The organism is Mesorhizobium sp. WSM4836 (assembly GCF_055811815.1).
The window spans coordinates 277162-294074 of the sequence record NZ_JBVVQF010000001.1 but is presented as its reverse complement, the minus strand read 5'-3'; the positions used below and the strand labels follow the sequence as shown (position 1 = coordinate 294074).

Here is a 16913-nt window from a genome sequence, read left to right as displayed (position 1 = left end):
GGGCGCCGCCACGGTGCGGGATTCTGCTCCGCTGCGCGCCTTGGCGAAGGTAACGGCATGGATCCTAGGGGCTCCGCGACGGAGCTTCGCTCCTGCTCCGCCCTAGGATGACCAAGGAGGGAGGCTCCAGCCAATCTCGAACGTCTGCGGTGCTAACCGCCTCACGCAAACGGCACGGCGGTCGTGCCCTTGGGCAGTTTCGCTTCGTCGTCGGGCTCGACGTGGATGATGACTCGAACCGAAGGGATCTCTGCCTGCAGTGCGTCCTCGATGCGGTCGCAGATGACGTGGCTGGCGCCGACCGACATGTCGGCGTCGACGACCAGATGGAACTCGATGAAGGTGGCGCGGCCTGCAATGCGCGTCTTCAGGTCGTGGACCTCGAGCGCGCCTTTGCAATTGGCCGAGATGATGTCGCGGATTCGGATATGTTCCTGGGTGTCGACGGCGCGGTCCATCAGCCCGTTCATCGACGAGCCGATGACGTGCCAGCCCTGCCACAGAATGTTCAGCGCCACGATCACTGCAAGAGCCGGATCGAGAACCTGCCAGCCGGTCAGCACGGCGCCGACCAGACCGATGAATACACCGACCGAGGTCGCCACATCGGTCATGATGTGCCTGCCGTCGGCCACGAGAGCCGGCGATTTTTCGCTTCGGCCGGTGCGGATCAGCGTCAAGGCCCAGACAGCGTTGATGACCGTTGCGACGCCATTGACGGCAAGGCCGGTCCATGGCTGTTCCAGTGGAGCGGGATGCTGCCAGGACCACCACACCTCGTTGAGGATCAACAAAGCGGCAAGCACGATCAGCACGCCTTCAAGGACGGCCGAGAAATACTCAGCCTTGTGGTGGCCGAACGGATGGTCCTGGTCGGCCGGCTTGTAGCTGACCCGGATTGCCCAATAGGCGGCCGCCGAGGCAATGACGTTGACGATCGATTCCAGCGCGTCCGAATAAAGCGCAACCGAACCGGTGACGTACCAGGCCACCAGCTTCAGGCCGAGCACGACGCAGGCGACAACGATCGACCAGAAGGCGAGGCTGGCGACCTTCTGCCTGGCGGCGGCCTTGATTTCGGCGGTGGTCATTGAGGAGGCCGCGTTCCTTCGCGCCCCCCTCTGTCCTGCCGGACATCTCCCCCACGAGGGGGGAGATCGGCCATCATGGACGACGTCGCTGGATCTACAATGTTTGAGATTGGCGAAAGCCGAAATGAGAGACAATCTCCCCCCAAGTGGGGGAGATGTCCGGCAGGACAGAGGGGGGCGACGTAGAGCGCAAACCTCAACACGAAAACTCCTGGCCTTAAGCGGCCTTTTCCTTGGCTTTGCGCGGCAGGTGCGCGACAATGTTCTCGATGATGCGCATGCCGGCATTGTGGCCGAGCGTCATGATCGATTCCGGGTGGAACTGCACCGCAGCGATCGGCTCCTTGCGGTGCTCGAAGGCCATGATGATGCCGTCTTCGGTCTCGGCGGTGACGACAAAACCATCGGGCAGCCGCACCGGATCGGCGAAGATCGAATGGTAGCGGCCGACCGTCACCTCCTTGGGCAAGCCGGAGAAGATGATGCCCGGCTTCGACACGCGGATGCGCGACGGCTTGCCATGCATCGGGATGTGCAATTGCCGCAATTCGCCGCCATAAGCCTCGGCCAACGCCTGCAGCCCGAGGCAGACGCCGAAGATGGGCAGGTCGCGCGCACGGGCCCGCTTGATGGTAGCGGCGCAGTCGAAGTCCTTCGGCGTACCGGGGCCGGGCGACAGCACGACCAGGTTTGGCTTCAGCCGGTCGAAGATCTCGTCCGGTACCGGTGTGCGCACCGTCGAGACATTGGCGCCGGTCTGGCGGAAATAGTTGGCGAGCGTATGGACGAAACTGTCCTCGTGGTCGACCAGGAGGATGTTGACGCCGTCGCCGACACGCGCCGTGCTGCGTTCGGTGCTGGCGGCATTACCCAATTTGGCGTCGCGGATGGCGGAGAGCATGGCGGATGCCTTCAGTTCGGTTTCGGCTTCTTCTTCCTCGGGAATGCTGTCGAAGAGGAGCGTGGCGCCGGCGCGCACCTCGGCAATACCGTCCTTGATGCGAATGGTGCGAAGCGTCAGGCCGGTGTTCATGTCACCGTTGAAATTGACCATGCCGATCGCCCCGCCATACCAGGCGCGCGGGCTCTTCTCGTTCTGCTCGATGAAGCGCATGGCCCATAATTTCGGCGCGCCGGTGACGGTGACCGCCCATGCATGCGACAGAAAAGCGTCGAAAGCGTCCATGCCTTCGCGCAGCCGTCCCTCAATGTGGTCGACGGTGTGGATCAGGCGCGAATACATCTCGATCTGGCGGCGACCGATGACGCGCACCGAGCCCGGCTCGCAGACCCTCGACTTGTCGTTGCGGTCGACGTCCGAGCACATGGTGAGTTCGGATTCGTCCTTCTTGGAATTGAGCAGCTTCAGGATCTGCTCGCTGTCGGAAATGGCGTCGTCGCCCCGCTTGATGGTGCCGGAGATCGGGCAGGTCTCGACGCGCCGGCCGTTGACGCGCACGAACATTTCCGGCGAGGCGCCGATCAGATATTCGCCCTCGCCGAGATTGATGAAGAAGGAATAGGGCGAGGGATTGATGCTCTTCAGCTTGCGGGAAATCTCGGAGGGCTGGGTTTCGCAGCGTTCGTAGAACATCTGCCCCGGCACCACTTCGAACAGGTCGCCGCGCTCGAAGCTCTTCATGGCCTTGCGCACCAGCTTGGCATATTCGCCGGGCTCGTGGTCGCCGCGCGGCGGGATGCGGTCGGCGGTCCTGAACGGCTCGACGATTTCGTCGCGCGGCAGGCCTTCGGTCGAAAAGCCGACGCCGGAATAGTCGTAGCGGTCGGTCCAGGCCTTGGTCGAATAATGGTCGACGACGAGGATCTCGTCGGGCAGGAACAGCACGAGGTCGCGCTGGCTCTGCTTGCGCTCGAGCTTGTAGTCGACCGGATCGAACTGGAAGGCGAGGTCGTAGCCGAAGGCGCCATAGAGGCCGAGATTGGCGTCCTCCTCGGTCTTGAACAAGGCGGTGATGGCGCGCAGCACGGTGAAGACGGAGGGAACGCGGCTGCGTTCCTCCTCGGTAAAGACACGGCCGGGCTTGGCGACCTCGAGGCGGATGAGTTTGTTCGACGTCTCGGCGATCGTTACATCGTCAAGGCCGGCAAGCACCGTGCCGATCACCGGCAAAAGCACCTCGCCGCGGCGGTTCAGCGCCTCGATGCGGATAGTGCGGCCGCGGGCCGAGATCACCAGCGGCGGATCAATGATGGCGGTGTCCCAGCGCGTATAGCGGCCGGGATATTCGTAATTCGAGGAAAACACGGCGCCGCGGCGCGAATTCAGGCCATCGACATAGCCGTCGATCGCCCCTTCATATGGCCGGTCATGGCGCTGACGGGTAATCGCCACGCCACCCGCGGTGACGAAGCGCTCGGCGCCATTCTCCAGAATTTTCGTCGTCATTGCCGTCTCCATCAGCGTCTTTGGGGCAACGGACCCGGGAATGGCTTGAAAAAACAAATGGCCGCCCGGACATTCCGCTGCGGCCACCCTCTATTGTCACGCGAATGCGTTCGAACAGGCCGCTGTCAGCGAGCCCACCACCAAATGGTCTTGATCGAACGCATATTCATGGCGATTCCCATAGCGGCGATTGAACGGCCGCGCAACTGGATTCAAAGGAAGGCCCTCAGTCCTCCAGCGTCCCCGACCTTGCATCGGCGCTCTTCCTGTCGCCGACCAGCTTCAAGAGGTCTTCGCCGGCGCGGATGATGCGGCGGGAACGCCGTGTCAGGATGAGGCCGGCCTGGGGCGCCAACACTTCCGTGCGGCCGCCGGGCTCACCCGGCGCGTGGACGATAGTGGCAAGGCGCGCACCCCTGGCTACCCGGTCGCCCGGCTTAACGTCGTAGAGGATCGCGCCCGAGCGGGGCGCCGGCATCATCTCGATGTTTTCGAGCGACGCGACGAGCCCTACGAAGCTGCCAGGCGCGGGCAGCGCCTGATCCCGGATGACGCCGCGCGCCACCAGCAGCCGGTAGAGCCCTTCAGCGTCGACGCTGGCGAGAGCGCCGTCGACATCGAGTATGCCGCGATATTCGACCGTGGTGGCGACGCGCCGGTCCAGGCGCGCCACCTCGGCTGGGACGTTCTGATACGGCATGATCGAGGCGCCTTCGAAGGTGCCGTCGGGATCTTCGTCCCACAGCATCACCGCATCGACGCCCAGGGCCGCCGCACAGTCCGCCATGGCCGGCCACAGGCTGGTGTGGACGTAGAGATAGGCGAGGCCTTCATCGTCGCAATGCAGGTCGAGCACGATGTCGTGGCCGATCGAGAGCTGCAGCAGCCGCGTCTTCAGCCGCTGGTCGACCGTGCCGTGCGCCGGCAGGAGCGTGAGGTCGGGCGCGGCGAGCTGCGGAAAGCCGCGATTGAAATTGGTTCGCGTGCCCAGATGGAAGCGGCCCTGATGGTCGCCGTAGAGATATTGCGCGCGGCCGATCGGATTGGCCCAGGGCACGATGATTATGTTGCCGCTGATGCGGCCTTCGGCTTCCGCCCTGCTGAGCATCGGCATCAGCGCATCGATGGCGACGACGCCCGGCAATTCGCCGGCATGAAGTGCCGCCTGCAGATAGGCGGAAGGCGCCGTCTTGTCCGTTCCGGCGAAGCGGAAGACGGGGAATTCGTAGAAAACGCCTTCGCTGTCGCCGGCGATGTGTTCGATGGATTTCTGCATGGCACGCCTCCGGGAGAAGAGGCGGAACACATGCCCTTTTGCCCCTGGGCTGTCGATTGGTCCAGCCGCTGCCGCTATGGGCGCACCATTCTACCCGGCCGTCACACCAGTGGCTTAAGTTCCTGGGCGATGGTCGGCAGAAGCTCCGAGACGTTCGGGTGGATGTGCACGGCGCGCGCCAGCGTGCTGACCGGCGCCTTGGCATACATCAGATCGAGCACACAGTGCACCGCTTCGTCGCCGCCCGGGCCGAGCACCGAACAGCCGAGGATCTCCCTGGTATCGGCATCGACCAGGATCTTCATGAAACCTTGCGTCTCACCTTTTTCGACGGCACGGCTGACACGGGTCATCGGCCGCTGGCCGACCAAGGCGCGACGGCCGGATTTCCTGACCGCGGCTTCGGTCATGCCGCAGCGGCCGAGTGGTGGGTCGATATAGAGCGCATAGGCCTCGATGCGGTCGCTGACCTTGCGCGGATCGTTGTCGAGCAGGTTGGCGGCGACGATCTCGTAGTCGTTGTAGGAAGTGTGGGTGAAGGCGCCCTTGCCGTTGCAGTCGCCCATCGCCCAGATGCCGGGCACGCTGGTGCGCAGCTGGTCGTCGACGACGATGAAGCCCCGTTTGTCGACCTCGACGCCGGCTTTGTCGAGGCCGAGATCGTCGGTGTTTGGCGTGCGGCCGAGCGCCAGCAGCACATGCGAGCCGACCGCAGCCGCCTTGCCTGGCGAGAAGGTCACGGCGATTTCGTAGCCTCGCCTGGCGAAGCGGATATCGTCGGCGCCGAGATGGACGGCAATGGCTTCGTTTTCGAGGATCGACAAAATGGCGTCCGAGACGTCATCGTCCTCGCGGCCGATCAGACGCGGGCTCTTTTCGATGACCGTGACTTCGGAACCGAAGCGACGGAACATCTGCGCGAATTCGAGCGAGACATAGCTGCCGCCGACAACGATGAGATGGCGCGGCAGCACGTCGAGATCCATCATCGACGAATTGGTGAGGTAGGATACGTCGTTGACGCCGGGCAGGTCGGGCACCGAGGCGCGGCCGCCGGTGTTGAGGAATATCCTTTCGGCGCTTAGCAGATCGTCGCCGACGCGCACCGTATGGGCGGTCACAAAGCGCGCATGGCCGCGATAGAGCGTGCATTTGTCCATGCCGGCAATCCAGTCTTCGAGATTGCCGCGGGCGTCGTTCGAGACCTTGTCCTTGCGCGCCTTGATCGCCTTGTAGTTGACACCGACGGGACCGGAGAGCGTCACGCCGTAATCCGCGGCGGAGCGGGCGAGATGCGCGGCATAGGCGCTTGCCACCATCGTTTTGGTCGGCGTGCAGCCGGTGTTGACGCAAGTGCCGCCAACCAGCTTTCGCTCGATCAGCGCCACGCTCATGCCGGCCGCATTCAGCCGGCCGGCGAGCGGTGGGCCGGCCTGGCCGGCACCGACGATGATGGCGTCGAATGTCTTTGCCGTCATGCTACCGCCGCCACGATCAGAAGACCGCCGACGATCGCCACCGCGTCCTCGATGAAGGCGGCGGGCGGGTCCTTGCCGAAGGCGGCGGCCAGGCGCTTGCGCGCCTCGGCGCCGCCCAGCGTGCCGATCACCGCGCCAACTGCGCCGGCCATCAGGCCGCCGATGGTGGCGCCGCCGGTCGCGCCGATCACCGCGCCGGTGAAAGCGCCCAGGACGATGCGCGTGCCGAATTGCTGCGGCACCTTGCGGCTCGGCGCCGATGGCAGCTGGTCGGTCACCAATTCGGCGATGGCCAGGATGGTGAAGATGCTGACGGCAATCCAGTGGCCCATGAAGCTCGCCCAGGTGCCGGCGACCGGCAACCAGCCAAGCCAGGCGCCCCAAGCGACGGCGGCGGGCGCGGTCATGGCGCGAAGCCCGGCAACGATGCCAATCAGGAGTGCAAGAATGTACAGCATGATTGATCCCCTCGATGGCCGGCTTGGGACTTATCCGAGAAGGCAGGCTACCATAGGTCGGGTATTTGACCAGAGGTGGTGTCGCCGCCGGCGCTTCCGTATTTCACCGAAACTGGAGTTGCGGCCAATGACGGGGAGCGAACGGACGAAAATGGTGGCGGGCGAGTGGTATTGCTGCCTCGATCCGGAACTGGAGGCGCTGCGCATCACGTCGCGCGACGCGGTGTTCGAACACAACGGCCTGCCCCGGCAACGCGGCGATATCGGGCCTGGGTTGCGGGCGCTGCTCGGCGCTGCGGGCGAGGGCGCCCGGATCGAAGCGCCGTTCCACTGTGCCTATGGCTTCAACATCTTTCTCGGCGACCGCGTCTTCCTCAATGCCGGCTGCACCATTCTCGATATGGCGCCAGTGCGCATCGGCACGGGAACGCTGCTCGGCCCCAATGGAAAGATCTATTGCGTCTATTGCGCCGAGCACCACAAGGAGGCTGCGGGACGACAGGCCGGGCTGGAGATCGCCAGGCCGGTCGCCATCGGCGACAATGCCTGGATCGGCTGCAGTGCCATCATCCTCGGCGGGGTCAGGATCGGCGACGGCGCCATCGTCGGCGCCGGTGCCGTGGTGACGCGCGACGTAGCGGCGAACACCACGGTTGTCGACAACCCGGCGCGGCCGCTCAAGCAGGGTTGACGCTTATACGGGCGCGAACTGGACCATTGCTTCGAAGCCGTCCGGGCGGCCGGATGCCGGCGAGTTCAGGACCAGCGTCGCACCCGTGTGCTGCAGGATCCGGGTGACGATCGCCAGCCCGAGGCCCGATCCATCGGCGCGTGTCGCGCCGCGCTCGAAGCGCTTGACCAGGCCGGCCGGGGCCGGGACCACCGGGCCTTCGTTGATGACGCTGAGCCTTGCGTCGCCGCCGATACGTACGACCACCTGTCCGCCCTCGGCGCCATGCCGTAATGCGTTTTCGATGAGGTTGCGCAGGACGATCGCCAGCGCATCCGCATCGATCGCGGTATGCGCCGTGCCTTGCGCCGGCGCTTCGAGGCGAAGACGGCCGTGGCTTTCGCCATGCTGTTCGAAGTCCGCGACCACCAGTGCCGCGACCTCGGCCAGATCTGCCGACTTGCCGGCAGCGGCCATGCCGGCATCGGCGCGCGCCAGTTGCATCAGCTTTTCGGACAGGCTGGCGAGATCGGACAGGGCTGCCTTGATTTGACGGGGACGTTTCTTTCCGGCTTCATCCGCTGCCTCGGCGATCATGCGCTCCGTCTGTGCCAGCGCGCCCGCGATCGGTGTGCGCAACTCGTGCGCAGCGTTGGCGGTGAATTCCTTCTCGGCTTCGAGCGCCATGTGCAGGCGACGCATCAAGCTGTTGACCGACTTGGCAATGGCAGCGAGTTCGGTGGGGAGTTCCTCGGTGCGGATGGGAGCGAGGTTGTCGCCATGGCGGGCGCTGATCTCGCTGCGCAGCATTGCAATCGGCCTCAGCGAACGCGCCAGGATCAACCAGGCGATAATCGCGCTCAACGGCATGAGGATGACCATCGGCACCAGGAATCCGATTGCGGCTTCGAATGTTTCCTCGTTGCGCCGTGCGTCGAGCTCGGCAACCTGGACGAAAACCGAACCGCTGACGGCCGATTCGGTGTAAATGCGCCATCCGGCCCTCTCGGTGAACCCTTGCACCAGTTCAGCCGTGAGCGGCTCGGCGGGAGCATTGTACGAATGCATGAGCACGCGCCCGTCGCCGCCGCGTACCTGGAAGATCAATCGCCCGCCGTCATCCTCCGAAACGGCCTCCGATAGCCGGCGCGGAGACGGCGATGCTTCGCGTTCGAAGAGGTCATCGATGACGAGCGGCAGCAGCCGGCGCGCCGCTTCCTGCATCGAGCTGTCCATGGCTTCGTTGATTTCGCGATGCAAGGTGAAGCTTCCGCTGGCCGCGGCAATCAGACCGAAGGCAACCGTGACCAGGATCAGTGAGGCGATGAGCCGGCCGACGATGCTGTCGAACAATTTCATCCCGCCGCCAGGCGGTAGCCCAGCCCTCTCACGGTCGTGATCGCCTTGCGCCCGATCTTCCGGCGCAGGCGGCTCACATAGACTTCGACGGTATTGCTTTCGACCTCGGCGCCGAAGGCATAGAGCGCATCCTCGATCTGGCCCTTGCCGACCGTGATGCCGGGCCGGCGCAGGAACTGCTCAAGCACCGCCCATTCACGTGACGTCAGCATGGCTTCGGCGCCGTCCACGACAACACGGCGGCTGGCCTGGTCGATTTCGATCGGCCCGAGACGGATCATCAGATTTGGGTTGCCAGAGGAGCGGCGTGCGACCGCGGCGAGACGGGCGGACAGTTCGCCAAGATCGAACGGCTTGACCAGATAATCGTCGGCGCCCGAATTCAGCCCCTCAATACGGTCTGAGAGCTGGTCGCGCGCCGTCAGGATGATGACCGGCGTGGCGTTGCCTTCACGGCGGAACAGCTTCAGGAATTCGAGGCCCTTGCCGTCGGGCAAGTGCAGATCGAGCAGGACGAGTTCATAGGATACGACGGCAAGGTGATCGCGGGCCTCGCCAAGCGTCGTGCTCCAGTCAACGGCATGGCCGTCGGCGGCGACGTGATCGCGTACCGCCTCGCCCAATAAATGATCGTCTTCAATCAACAGAACCCGCACGATCGTCTCCGTTAAACCGTGCCGCTCCATGCGGCACAAGTCTGACAACAGCCTGAATGGAGGCCAACTGCGGCATTTGGGCGACGAACCCAACGTTCAGGCTGCTGTCAGCATTTGTGGTCAGGTTTCGCGGCATCGGAATCAGCCGATGGAGAAATCAACATGAAGACTTTGATCTTGGCCGCGCTGGCCCTGGCTGTGGCCGGCCCAGCCTTCGCCGCCGACAGATGCGATGTGCCGACCGACCAGTGGCAGCCGCGCGAGGCATTGCAAAAAAAGCTTGAGGGGGAGGGCTGGAACGTCCGCAGCATCAAGACGGAAGATGGCTGCTATGAAGCCAAGGCACTCGACGCCAACGGCAAGAAGCTGGAAGCCGTCTTCAACCCTAAGACGCTCGAGTCGGTCGGCGCCGATTCTGACGACGGCTGATCATCATGAACGCCACCGTTTCGACAAGGACAGCCTCGGTCCAGGTCTGGAGCCGCTACATCCGCCTCTTCCACTGGTCGCTGGTCCTGTGCGTGGCGGTGGCGTGGCTTTCCTCCGGGGAAATCATGAAGCTGCATAAACTGGCCGGCTATTGCGCGGCGGTGTTGATCGCCTCGCGGCTGATCGCCGGGCTGGCAGGATCGAGATATGCCCGCTTCCGCCAATTCGTGCGCGGGCCGCGAGCGGTGAGCGGATATCTCGCCGACGTGGTGCATGGCCGTGAGAAGCGTTATCTCGGCCACAACCCTGCCGGCGGCGCCATGGTGGTGGCGTTGTTGGCCTGCGTGGCGGGAATTGCGCTCACCGGCTGGATGCAGACCACCGACGCCTGGTGGGGCGTGGCGTGGGTCGAAGACGTGCACGAGATACTGGGCAACGGTATCTTGGCGCTCGTCGGGCTTCATGTCGGCGGCGTGCTGCTGGCGAGCCTGCGCCATCACGAGAACCTGGTTCGCGCGATGGTTATGGGCCGCAAGCGTGCGCCTTCGCCGGAAGACGTCGCCTGATCGACCGCAACTGAAATACAAGGGACGCCGCAGTGTCGCGGCGCCCTTTGCCGTTTTGCCTGGGTGCAGTGAGCATTGTCTGCTTTTCCAGATCAGGGCGAAACGGCGTGCGTCACGCGCTCCTCCTGAGCACTCTTCGAGAATTCGCGCCGGTACTGCGCCGGCGAGGTCCTGAGCCGCGCCGCGAAATGCTGACGCAGCGAGGTGGCGCTGCCAAAGCCGGCCTCGAAGGCAACCGTGTCCATCGATTTTTCCGTTGCTTCCAGCAGCCGCTGTGCCAGCTGGACGCGCTGGTCGGTCAGCCAGTCGCCGAAACTGCTGCCGATCGTCTTCTGGAAACGGCGCGTGAACGTCCGGCGGGTGAGGCCGGCGAGACCGGCAACGCTGTCCAGGCCGTGCGGCTCACCCAGGGTCTTGCGCACCGTTTCGAGAGCTTGGGTGAAGCGGTCAGCATTGCCGGTCCTGGCGATGGGGCGTTCGATGAATTGCGCCTGCCCGCCCTGCCTGTGCGGAGAAAGCACGATCTGCCGGGCAAGCCGAAGTGCCGCCTCCGCGCCGTAACGAGCCCGTACGACGTGCAGGCAGCAGTCGAGCCCTGCGGCGACGCCGGCGGATGTCACGACATCGCCATTGTCGATGTAGAGCACTTCCGGTTCGACGAGAATGTCGGGATAGAGTTCCTGCAGCTGATCCGCGTAGGCCCAGTGTGTCGCCGCTCGTCGCCCTGAAAGCAGTCCGGTCGCCGCGACAGCGAACGTTCCCAAGCACAGCCCGACGATCAGCGCGCCGCGCCGGTGCGCGCCAAGCAACGCGTCGATCAATGCCGCTGGAGGTGAGCTCCCGAGATCTTTCCAACTTGGCACGATGACGATGTCAGCGTCATCGAGCGCGGAAAGCCCGTGCGGGACGCTGATGGTCAGCCCGGCATCCGTGCGGATCGGCCCGTTCTCAATGGCGCAGACCCGGAAGTCGAAGCGCGGCAGGCCGAGTGCCGTGCGATCGGCGCCGAACACGAGACACGGCACGGAGAGATGAAACGGGCTGATGCCATCGAAGGCGATGGCGGCAACGGCAGGATTGGTCATGGGAGCTCCAGCAAAGGATGAGGCCGATTGTCCCAATTCTTTCGAATAATGTCAATCGGGACACTTTTTGCAATCCGATGCCGCGCTTATCGTCCACCCATCATGTCCAACGGGAAAGGAAACCTCATGTCGCAACCAGCCAAAGGCAAAGCTCCACGCCGCGCCCTCATCGTCATCGACGTTCAGAACGACTATGACGGCGGCAACCTCGCCATCCAGCATCCGCCCTTCCGCGAGAGTGTCGTCAATGTAGCGCGAGCGATGGACGCGGCCACCGAGGCAGGCGTCAAGGTGGTGGTCATCAAGCAGTTGGCACCGGAAACCTCACCGGTCTTCGCCAAGGGCAGCCATGGCGCCGAGTTGCACCCGGAAATCGCCAGGCGAACCCGCGACCACTACATCGAAAAACACTTGCCCAGCGCCTTCACCGGCACAGACCTCGAGGAGTGGCTGCGCGCCAACTCTATCAATACGATCACGGTCATCGGCTACATGACGCACAATTGCGATCTGTCGACGGTCATCCACGCCGTGCATATGGGTTTTGAGGTCGAGTTCCTGTCGGACGCAACCGGGTCGTTGCCCTATGCCAACAGCGCCGGCTACGCCTCGGGCGAGGAAATCCATCGCGTCGTGACGATCGTCCTGCAGTCGCGCTTCGCGGCCGTTCTCAAAACCGCCGAGTGGATCGATTGCCTGAAGACCGGCGTGGTACCCCAGCACGATACACCTTATGCCTCCAACCAACGCGCGCTGGCGCGAAGCGCGGCGTAGGGACGAGATCGTCGCGAAGACCCCAAAAGGGCGCCGCAGCGTCGCGGCGCCCTTGCCGTTCGAGCGTTGATTATCCCTAGAACAGGCCTTCGATCTGGCCCATTTCGTTCAGGAAAATCTTTTCCGAGGATGGCGCTTTGGGCAGGCCGGGCATGGTCATCACCTCGCCGCAGATGATGACGACGAAGCCGGCGCCGGCAGACAGCCTGACCTCGCGCACCGGCACGGTGTGGCCGGTCGGCGCGCCGCGCAGATTCGGATCGGTGGAGAAGGAATATTGCGTCTTGGCCATGCAGACCGGCAAATGACCGTAGCCGGCGTGCTCCCAGGCGTGGAGTTGGTCGCGCACCGACTTGTCGGCGATCGCTTCGGAACCGCGATAGATGCGCTGGACGATGGTGTTGATCTTCTCGAACAGCGGCATGGCGTCGGGATAGAGCGGGGCGAATTGCGACGCGCCGGATTCGGCCAATGCCACGACTCTTTTGGCCAGTTCCTCGATGCCGGCCGATCCGTGGGCCCAGTGCTTGCACAGGATCGCCTCTTCGCCCATCGAGGCGACGTAGTCCTTCATCGCCTGGATCTCGGCCTCGGTGTCGGAGTAAAAATGGTTGATGGCGACCACTGCCGGCACACCGAACTGGCGGATGTTCTCGATATGGCGGCCGAGATTGGCGCAGCCCTTCTTGACCGCCTCGACGTTCTCCTTGCCGAGGTCTTCCTTCTTGACGCCGCCATTCATCTTCATAGCGCGAACCGTGGCGACGATGACCGCCGCGGCAGGCCTCAGGCCGGCCTTGCGGCATTTGATGTCGAAGAACTTTTCGGCACCGAGGTCGGCGCCGAAACCGGCTTCGGTGACGACGTAGTCGGCAAGCTTCAGCGCCGTTGTCGTCGCAACGACTGAGTTGCAGCCGTGCGCGATGTTGGCGAAGGGGCCGCCATGGACGAAAGCAGGGTTGTTCTCCAGCGTCTGCACGAGATTGGGCTGCATGGCATCCTTCAAGAGCACGGCCATGGCGCCGTCGGCCTTGAGGTCGCGGGCATAGACGGCCGATTTGTCGCGGCGATAGGCGACGATAATGTCGCCGAGGCGCTTTTCCAGGTCCTTGAGATCGGTGGCGAGGCACAGGATGGCCATGACTTCCGAGGCGACTGTGATGTCGAAACCGGCCTCGCGCGGGAAACCGTTGGCGACGCCGCCGAGCGAACAGATGATCTCGCGCAGCGCCCGGTCGTTCATGTCCATGACGCGGCGCCAGACGACGCGGCGGGTATCGATGCCGAGCTCGTTGCCCCAGTAGATGTGATTGTCGATCAGCGCCGACAGCAGATTATGGGCGGTAGTGATGGCGTGGAAATCGCCGGTGAAGTGGAGGTTCATGTCCTCCATCGGCACGACCTGCGCGTAGCCGCCGCCGGCGGCACCGCCCTTGACGCCGAAATTCGGTCCGAGCGAAGCCTCGCGGATGCAGACGATGGCCTTCTTGCCGATGCGGTTGAGGCCATCGCCCAAGCCCACCGTCGTCGTCGTCTTGCCTTCGCCGGCCGGTGTCGGGTTGATGGCGGTGACGAGGATCAGCTTGCCGTCCTTGTTGCCCTTCACCGACTTGATGAACTCGGCCGAGATCTTTGCCTTGTCGTGGCCGTAGGGCAGAAGATGTTCGCTCGGAATGCCGATCTTCTGGCCGATCTCCTGGATCTGCTTCTTCCTGGCGCCGCGCGCGATCTCGATGTCGGACTTCACTTCGGCCATGACGGCTTCCCTCTGGATTGGACGGATTTGACTAGTGTGGTCGCAAGAACAGCCCGGCATTGCAGGCGCAGGCATGTTCTACCCCTGTCGCTGCCGCGGCGTCAACTTTCATGCAACTATGTTTCCTGCGAAGAAAATGCCTCTGCGGCCGGCTGCCCTGCTACAGGTTCTTTTCGCGCCGGTTGCCGCGCCGTATAGAAGCCAGAGCAGGCGCGGTTCCGCCGTCTCAAAACAGCCGCGTAATACGCGAAAAGCGACAGAAGCAACGGCGCAAATTCACCAGCGCCGGCTGTGCGGCACGATCCGCTATTGCGTCAGCACGTTGCTGATCTCGACCATGTTCGAGCGCACCCTGAGTATATAAAACCCCATCGTCGTCAGATGTGTCGGCAACAGCCAGCCGTCCTCGCGGCCATTGGCGATGATGAAGGGCTGGATGCGCAGCGCCGAGACGAATTGCGCGTCCATCGTATCCCACAGGTTCTGCAGGTGCTTTTCCTTGATGACGTCGTCGAAGTCGGCCTGCGCGCCTTTCATCAGCCCGTAATAGGCATAAAGCTGGCCATAGGCGAACCAGAAGCGGTCGTCGGCGCGGGTGTCGAACCAGCCATTATTGTGGTTTTCGGCACGCTCCTTGAGGATCGCCGAGGTCGAACCGATATCGGACGAGATGCGGTCGATATACTGCTTGAGATTGTCGGCGCGGGCATCGAACGTCGCCTGGCAGGCTGCGAGGCGGGCGTTGAAGGAACGCAGCTTGCGGACCGCGTCGCGATAGTAGCTCGGCGTGGGCGTCTTGGGGCCGAACGGGTTCAAGCCGAAGTACCAGGTTTCCTCATCGAACTGCAGATTGCCGCGGGCGTCCTGCAGGTCGGCGTCGATCTGCGAGGTGGTGCGCACGCGGCCGAGATTGTCGGCAAGCTCCGTCGCCGTGCGCCGCACCGCCTGGTTGATGCCGCGCTGGAACGAAGCCTTGTTGTCCATGAACGGCGTGTGGTCCCAGTCGATGCCGAACAGGCCGAGCTTGTAGAGGATCATCGACGACACCCAGGCATTCTGGTTGACGTTGAAGTCGGTCAGGTCGGCCGCCACCTGGGCAATGGCCGAATTTCCGCAGGTCTTGGCCGTGTCGGTGCCGGCGCCGGCGGAAACCTGTTCACCGGCGGAGCTGTTGCGTTTTTCGAACGTGTATTTGTCGACGTAATTCGGGTCGAAATTGTTCCACCACTGGGTGGCGTAGAAGAAATTGATATAGAGGCCGATCAGCACGAGTACAGCCAGGCCGACCACCGCCTTGAGAATCCAGCCGCGCCGCGTGTACCAGCGCCCCGCCCATAGGAACGGCCACAGGATCGCACCGATGAGCAGGCCGATGCCGCGGCCAATCCACTGGAAAATCCGGGTGAAGAAACTCACGATCGGATCAAGCATGGCGATGTCACCCCCTCAGTCAGTCAAGCCGTAGAGGCGTGTGCGAAACGCCACCTTGTCCTTCAGATATGTGGTTTTCAGAACGTCCACAACATGCGATCGCCAAGCGTCACTGAAGCCGTCATAGTCCCTGTAGAAGCCCGGCTTGTTGAAGACGTAACGCGAAACGAAATCCTGCGGCACGAAGTCCGAGATCAGCTGGTTGCTCAGCCAGGCGTCGGGATGGTCCGGCTTGGCGCGGATGACCAGGAAGCGCTGCTGCGGGAACACGTCCTCGATCTTGAGATGGCCGAGCTGGGCGATCTCACGCTTGGCGGCGTTGAGGAAGGGAAAATTGCCGGCCCTGGTTATCAGATCGGTATGGCCGTGGATCCAGGTCTGCAGCCAGATCTTGTCGACATCGGTCAGATTGCGGTCGGGCTCGGCCTCGCGGATCAGCGCGCGCACCACCATTTCGGCGCGATGCTCGAGATAGCCGGAGGTTTCGATCCATGAGGCGCGCGGCAGTTCGATGCGGCCGGTAGAAGCGAGGAACTTGAAGACCTTGTCGGCGTCGTGGATCGAGAGATAGCTCACCTGCCATGGCCGCGAGCGGCGGAAGCCCGGTGCTGCCGGGTCGCTGATCACCGTCGTCACGTCCGGATCGACGAACACATAGAGCCCGCCGAAATGACTGGTCCAATAGGCGTTGTGGCGGAAGATCACCTGGTCCGGCACCAGCGCATTCTCGCGGATGTCGCCGCAGATCTTCGCCAGCTCGACCATGTGGGCCAGCATGGCGTTGTCGCGCCAGGCATCCGGCTCCTGCTTCAGTCGGTCGACCAGCTTGCCGAGTTCGGCGGCCTTGCCGAGCACGTCCTCGGCCGACAGCACCTTGAACTCGACCTGGTTGATCGACAGCAGGTCCTCGATGTCGTCGACCTTGGGGACTGAATCCTCGATCTCGCCGTAGATGACGTCCTTGATCGTCAGCGCATCGATGGCGCGCTGGTTCTTCGACATGAATTCATACATCAGCAGCGAGGTGTTGGAGAAAGCCGTGTGCACCACCGGCAGGTCGATCTGCGAGGGCGTCAGGATGATGAAGCGGCGGTTGACCTCGTTCGGATCGAGGTAGCTGTAGTCGCCGCATTCCTCGGCGACCTGCGGCGAGAAGCCGGTGCGGTCGATCTCGAAGCTTTTCAATTTGGTCGGCTTCAAGCCGAACGCGACCATCGCCTTGTTGTAGCGCTGGATGAGATGCGGCTCGTCGACCGTCAGCAGCCGACCATAGATCAGCTCGTTGTCGCGCAGCAGATCGGGTTTCTTGGCGGGGTTCATGCTTCCTTCTCCCCGTTCACGGGGAGAAGGTGCCCGAAGGGCGGATGAGGGGTGCGAGCGCCCCTTCTCCCCTTGTGGGAGAAGGTGGATTGGCGCGCAGCGCGAAGACGGTTGATGGGTGTTGGAAGGATCGCCGTCGGTGCCAAGCTGGAGCACC

The 16913-nt window shown here is 63.5% G+C and carries 15 protein-coding genes; 4 read left to right on the top strand and 11 right to left on the bottom strand.

What is annotated here, in order from left to right; genetic code table 11:
- Nucleotides 1–161 precede the first annotated feature (161 nt).
- The 5 genes from AC0L2P_RS01550 to AC0L2P_RS01530 form a co-directional block, all read right to left on the bottom strand.
- Nucleotides 162–1091: a cation diffusion facilitator family transporter gene (locus AC0L2P_RS01550; protein WP_473499492.1), complete on the bottom strand. Its 930-nt coding sequence runs from the start codon at nucleotides 1089–1091 to the stop codon at nucleotides 162–164.
- A 217-nt stretch (nucleotides 1092–1308) separates the two neighbouring features.
- Nucleotides 1309–3498, bottom strand: coding sequence for an anthranilate synthase (locus tag AC0L2P_RS01545; RefSeq protein WP_473499491.1), 2190 nt, complete (start codon nucleotides 3496–3498; stop codon nucleotides 1309–1311).
- A gap of 226 nt (nucleotides 3499–3724) precedes the next feature.
- Nucleotides 3725–4774, bottom strand: a complete 1050-nt coding sequence (locus tag AC0L2P_RS01540) for a M14 family metallopeptidase (RefSeq protein WP_473499490.1) — start codon at nucleotides 4772–4774, stop codon at nucleotides 3725–3727.
- Between the two features lie 101 nt (nucleotides 4775–4875).
- Nucleotides 4876–6252, bottom strand: coding sequence for an FAD-containing oxidoreductase (locus AC0L2P_RS01535; protein WP_473499489.1), 1377 nt, complete (start codon nucleotides 6250–6252; stop codon nucleotides 4876–4878).
- Nucleotides 6249–6710: a DUF4126 domain-containing protein gene (locus AC0L2P_RS01530; protein ID WP_473499488.1), complete on the bottom strand. Its 462-nt coding sequence runs from the start codon at nucleotides 6708–6710 to the stop codon at nucleotides 6249–6251. The genes AC0L2P_RS01535 and AC0L2P_RS01530 overlap by 4 nt, the downstream gene beginning before the upstream one ends.
- 127 nt (nucleotides 6711–6837) lie before the next feature.
- On the opposite strand from AC0L2P_RS01530, the gene AC0L2P_RS01525 reads away from it, so the two are divergent.
- On the top strand, nucleotides 6838–7401 hold the full coding sequence (locus tag AC0L2P_RS01525) for a sugar O-acetyltransferase (RefSeq protein WP_473499487.1): 564 nt from the start codon (nucleotides 6838–6840) through the stop codon (nucleotides 7399–7401).
- 3 nt (nucleotides 7402–7404) lie between these two features.
- Here the strand turns inward: AC0L2P_RS01525 and AC0L2P_RS01520 are convergent, their stop codons facing one another.
- Both AC0L2P_RS01520 and AC0L2P_RS01515 read right to left on the bottom strand, forming a co-directional pair.
- Nucleotides 7405–8739, bottom strand: a complete 1335-nt coding sequence (locus AC0L2P_RS01520) for an ATP-binding protein (RefSeq protein ID WP_473499486.1) — start codon at nucleotides 8737–8739, stop codon at nucleotides 7405–7407.
- The gene (locus AC0L2P_RS01515; RefSeq protein ID WP_473499485.1) at nucleotides 8736–9395 is read right to left on the bottom strand and encodes a response regulator; all 660 of its coding nucleotides are present in this window, start codon (nucleotides 9393–9395) and stop codon (nucleotides 8736–8738) included. Before AC0L2P_RS01515 ends, AC0L2P_RS01520 begins: the two co-directional genes overlap by 4 nt.
- A 162-nt stretch (nucleotides 9396–9557) precedes the next feature.
- Here AC0L2P_RS01515 and AC0L2P_RS01510 point away from each other — a divergent pair, with 162 nt between their 5' ends.
- Both AC0L2P_RS01510 and AC0L2P_RS01505 read left to right on the top strand, forming a co-directional pair.
- Nucleotides 9558–9824 carry a PepSY domain-containing protein gene (locus AC0L2P_RS01510; protein WP_473499484.1) on the top strand — a complete coding sequence of 89 codons (267 nt, stop codon included), beginning with the start codon at nucleotides 9558–9560 and terminating at the stop codon, nucleotides 9822–9824.
- Nucleotides 9825–9829: 5 nt separating this feature from the next.
- Nucleotides 9830–10390, top strand: a complete 561-nt coding sequence (locus AC0L2P_RS01505) for a cytochrome b/b6 domain-containing protein (protein WP_473499483.1) — start codon at nucleotides 9830–9832, stop codon at nucleotides 10388–10390.
- Between the two features lie 92 nt (nucleotides 10391–10482).
- On the opposite strand, the gene AC0L2P_RS01500 is transcribed toward AC0L2P_RS01505, so the two are convergent.
- Nucleotides 10483–11475, bottom strand: coding sequence for a helix-turn-helix domain-containing protein (locus AC0L2P_RS01500; protein WP_473499481.1), 993 nt, complete (start codon nucleotides 11473–11475; stop codon nucleotides 10483–10485).
- A gap of 126 nt (nucleotides 11476–11601) precedes the next feature.
- Between AC0L2P_RS01500 and AC0L2P_RS01495 the strand changes: the two genes are divergently transcribed.
- Nucleotides 11602–12249 (top strand): cysteine hydrolase family protein, encoded by a 648-nt coding sequence (locus AC0L2P_RS01495; protein WP_473499479.1) that lies wholly within the window; start codon nucleotides 11602–11604, stop codon nucleotides 12247–12249.
- Between the two features lie 76 nt (nucleotides 12250–12325).
- Here the strand turns inward: AC0L2P_RS01495 and AC0L2P_RS01490 are convergent, their stop codons facing one another.
- The 3 genes from AC0L2P_RS01490 to AC0L2P_RS01480 form a co-directional block, all read right to left on the bottom strand.
- Nucleotides 12326–14005 (bottom strand): formate--tetrahydrofolate ligase, encoded by a 1680-nt coding sequence (locus AC0L2P_RS01490; protein ID WP_473499477.1) that lies wholly within the window; start codon nucleotides 14003–14005, stop codon nucleotides 12326–12328.
- A gap of 306 nt (nucleotides 14006–14311) precedes the next feature.
- Nucleotides 14312–15436: a DUF2333 family protein gene (locus AC0L2P_RS01485; protein WP_473499475.1), complete on the bottom strand. Its 1125-nt coding sequence runs from the start codon at nucleotides 15434–15436 to the stop codon at nucleotides 14312–14314.
- 15 nt (nucleotides 15437–15451) lie between these two features.
- Nucleotides 15452–16756, bottom strand: coding sequence for a DUF6638 family protein (locus AC0L2P_RS01480; RefSeq protein WP_473499473.1), 1305 nt, complete (start codon nucleotides 16754–16756; stop codon nucleotides 15452–15454).
- Between the last annotated feature and the right edge of the window lie 157 nt (nucleotides 16757–16913).